This window comes from Serratia proteamaculans, from assembly GCF_004684015.1.
GTDB classification, from domain to species: Bacteria; Pseudomonadota; Gammaproteobacteria; order Enterobacterales; family Enterobacteriaceae; genus Serratia; species Serratia proteamaculans_F.
The window spans coordinates 1-1,753 of sequence record NZ_SRIA01000026.1; the positions used below are offsets into that span (position 1 = coordinate 1).

At 52.4% G+C, this 1,753-nt stretch carries 1 rRNA gene; it reads left to right on the top strand.

From position 1 onward, the window contains the following. Nucleotides 1-194 precede the first annotated feature (194 nt). A 16S ribosomal RNA gene (locus E5C26_RS24525) occupies nucleotides 195-1,737 on the top strand. Nucleotides 1,738-1,753: the final 16 nt, after the last annotated feature.

A 1,753-nucleotide genomic window follows, 5' to 3' on the forward strand; every position in this document is an offset into this window, starting at 1 on the left:
GCTCTTTAACAATTTATCAGACAATCTGTGTGGGCACTCCACAAGACGATATCCAGAACCTTCGGGTTCGAAAAAATATCAAGTCTTGAAGAGTGACCAAGCAATACGTTGTTTCGTTGGCTTGTCCAACAGAACGACGATTACGAAAGTTAATTTTCGAGCATCGCTTCACGAGTTGAAGCAAATCAAGCTTTTAATTGAAGAGTTTGATCATGGCTCAGATTGAACGCTGGCGGCAGGCCTAACACATGCAAGTCGAGCGGTAGCACAGGAGAGCTTGCTCTCCGGGTGACGAGCGGCGGACGGGTGAGTAATGTCTGGGAAACTGCCTGATGGAGGGGGATAACTACTGGAAACGGTAGCTAATACCGCATAACGTCTTCGGACCAAAGTGGGGGACCTTCGGGCCTCACGCCATCAGATGTGCCCAGATGGGATTAGCTAGTAGGTGGGGTAATGGCTCACCTAGGCGACGATCCCTAGCTGGTCTGAGAGGATGACCAGCCACACTGGAACTGAGACACGGTCCAGACTCCTACGGGAGGCAGCAGTGGGGAATATTGCACAATGGGCGCAAGCCTGATGCAGCCATGCCGCGTGTGTGAAGAAGGCCTTCGGGTTGTAAAGCACTTTCAGCGAGGAGGAAGGGTTCAGTGTTAATAGCACTGTTCATTGACGTTACTCGCAGAAGAAGCACCGGCTAACTCCGTGCCAGCAGCCGCGGTAATACGGAGGGTGCAAGCGTTAATCGGAATTACTGGGCGTAAAGCGCACGCAGGCGGTTTGTTAAGTCAGATGTGAAATCCCCGCGCTTAACGTGGGAACTGCATTTGAAACTGGCAAGCTAGAGTCTTGTAGAGGGGGGTAGAATTCCAGGTGTAGCGGTGAAATGCGTAGAGATCTGGAGGAATACCGGTGGCGAAGGCGGCCCCCTGGACAAAGACTGACGCTCAGGTGCGAAAGCGTGGGGAGCAAACAGGATTAGATACCCTGGTAGTCCACGCTGTAAACGATGTCGACTTGGAGGTTGTGCCCTTGAGGCGTGGCTTCCGGAGCTAACGCGTTAAGTCGACCGCCTGGGGAGTACGGCCGCAAGGTTAAAACTCAAATGAATTGACGGGGGCCCGCACAAGCGGTGGAGCATGTGGTTTAATTCGATGCAACGCGAAGAACCTTACCTACTCTTGACATCCAGAGAATTCGCTAGAGATAGCTTAGTGCCTTCGGGAACTCTGAGACAGGTGCTGCATGGCTGTCGTCAGCTCGTGTTGTGAAATGTTGGGTTAAGTCCCGCAACGAGCGCAACCCTTATCCTTTGTTGCCAGCACGTCATGGTGGGAACTCAAAGGAGACTGCCGGTGATAAACCGGAGGAAGGTGGGGATGACGTCAAGTCATCATGGCCCTTACGAGTAGGGCTACACACGTGCTACAATGGCGTATACAAAGAGAAGCGAACTCGCGAGAGCCAGCGGACCTCATAAAGTACGTCGTAGTCCGGATCGGAGTCTGCAACTCGACTCCGTGAAGTCGGAATCGCTAGTAATCGTAGATCAGAATGCTACGGTGAATACGTTCCCGGGCCTTGTACACACCGCCCGTCACACCATGGGAGTGGGTTGCAAAAGAAGTAGGTAGCTTAACCTTCGGGAGGGCGCTTACCACTTTGTGATTCATGACTGGGGTGAAGTCGTAACAAGGTAACCGTAGGGGAACCTGCGGTTGGATCACCTCCTTACCTAATGATATTGATT